Source organism: Caldisericota bacterium (genome assembly GCA_034717215.1).
Taxonomy (GTDB): domain Bacteria; phylum Caldisericota; class Caldisericia; order Caldisericales; family Caldisericaceae; genus UBA646.
In genome coordinates, this window is record JAYELD010000079.1 from 1 (window position 1) to 1,856 (window position 1,856).

The following is a 1,856-nucleotide window of genomic DNA, read 5'->3' on the forward strand; positions in this document are numbered from 1 at the left end:
AGAATGAGGAATGATGGTAGAGCCGTCCTACGTGGCGGCTGTTTTCTAAAGGAGAAGGTTTAATGAGAATTTCCACCACCCGCTTTGGAAATATAAATATTGATGAATCCAGGGTTATTCAGATGAAAGGGGGGATGCTGGGTTTTGATCAGTTGAAAAGATATGTGATCCTTATGCAGGATGAAAAGATTCCTTTCTGGTGGTTTCAGTCCATTGAGGATGGTTCGGTCGCTTTTGTTGTTATGAATGCTTTTGCAGTAAAACCGGATTACGAGCCGGTAATATCTGACGATGAAGTGAAATTACTTGAAATTGCATTGCCTGAGGATGCGGTTTTGTTTTCTGTCGTAACGATCCGTTCTGATCCGTTCAAGGTAACGGCAAACCTGAGAGCCCCCATTGTGATCAATGCAAAAAAAATGCTTGCAAAACAGGTCGTTCTTGTTGAACCGGATTATCCCGTTCAACATCCCATAACAGAAAATAAGCTATTTCTCGAAGAAAAGGCATATGAAAAAGCAGAAATAATTCCTTCCGCTCTGGCAATGTAAAACAGACAGATAGGCTGAAGGCATTTAGGCTGTAGGCTATAGCTTTAATCCTAACAGTCTTTATTTCCTAATTTCCTAACCTTCTAACCCTGCCCTTTACCCACAAGTCGAAAGTACTATGGCATATGATTTGTAAGTCATTGTTTTTATTGTAAGCACGATTTATATATGTTCTGCTTGTTTATTTTGTAACTTACTGTTCTTACAGCTATAAAATATTTGGGGGTAAAGGGCAGTTCTAACCTTCTAACCTTCTAATCTTCTAACCTTCTAATCTTCTAATCTTCTAATCCCCGTCCTCCGACCTCACAAGGTGGCATGAGTTTTGCTTAATTATTTGATAAATATTTTTAGGGGGAGTGAATGTTACCATGAGAAATACAGGGGAATTAATCTCGCCTGCGCAGGGATCAGACGGGTTGTTTAATCAGGGATTTTGTTTCTTCAACCGGTTGCTTGAAATCGGTGATAATGTTGCTGAAAAGAATAGACAATTGTTTATTGAAAATCTTAATCTTCAATCTGAAATAGAAAGGCTGAAAAAGATTAGTTTTATTGACGCTGCAACGGGAATCTATAATAAAAGGTATTTGCAGATAAGGCTTGGAGAAGAATTTGCCAGGGCGCGAAGGTATGGTTTTCCACTCTCCTCTATTTTTATTGATATAGATGATTTTAAATCTATTAATGATGCCTACGGGCATATTGCCGGCGACAGGCTGCTCAAAGAAGTAGCGTCTGTTTTGGAGGGTTTGTGCCGCAGTGAAGATGTGCTGGTTCGTTTTGGGGGTGAAGAATTTGTCGTCCTCATGTCAGACACGGGCGGCCCTGAAGCTGTAGCGCTGGCTGAAAGAATCAGGAAAAAAATTGAGGGACACCTCTTTTTCTGCGGAGATATCGAGATTTCAGTATCAATAAGCCTCGGTGTAAGCACCCTTAATAATGGTGACTTTGAATATGTGAGCGATCCGGAAGAATTGATATGTATAGCTGATAGAGCAATGTACATGGTTAAACAAAATGGCAAGAATAATACTTGCTATTTGCCGTTTTGTTTTGAAAAAGTCAATCCAGTCTATTCACCTGTTTTTAATCCACAGACCCGCCTGGCATAGCTTAGAAGTACCAGAAGGGTCAGGTCTTCATTTTTGACAGAAGTGAAAAATGAAGATTTGACCCTTTTTCTGCTCAGGAAAAGATCTCAGAAAACAGTGGGGTTGAGCCAGAATCGTGTATCAGAAATTATCGGAAATGCCAATTTTGGCAATATCGATACTTTGCTCTCCCAGGGTCATAACATGGAAT

2 protein-coding genes are annotated in these 1,856 nt (G+C 40.0%); both read left to right on the forward strand.

All coding sequences use genetic code 11. The annotated features are described in order from the left end of the window. The first annotated feature begins 62 nt into the window (after window positions 1–62). Complete coding sequence (fliW, locus tag U9Q18_03245) at window positions 63–551, forward strand: flagellar assembly protein FliW (GenBank protein ID MEA3313372.1); 489 nt, start codon at window positions 63–65, stop codon at window positions 549–551. A 371-nt stretch (window positions 552–922) separates the two neighbouring features. Further along, window positions 923–1,666 carry a GGDEF domain-containing protein gene (locus tag U9Q18_03250; protein ID MEA3313373.1) on the forward strand — a complete coding sequence of 248 codons (744 nt, stop codon included), beginning with the start codon at window positions 923–925 and terminating at the stop codon, window positions 1,664–1,666. Window positions 1,667–1,856: the final 190 nt, after the last annotated feature.

Coding starts and splice junctions, on each gene's coding strand:
- U9Q18_03250 (MEA3313373.1), top strand. CDS start 923: ATGAGAAATACAGGGGAATTAATCTCGCCTGCGCAGGGATCAGACGGG.
- fliW (MEA3313372.1), top strand. CDS start 63: ATGAGAATTTCCACCACCCGCTTTGGAAATATAAATATTGATGAATCC.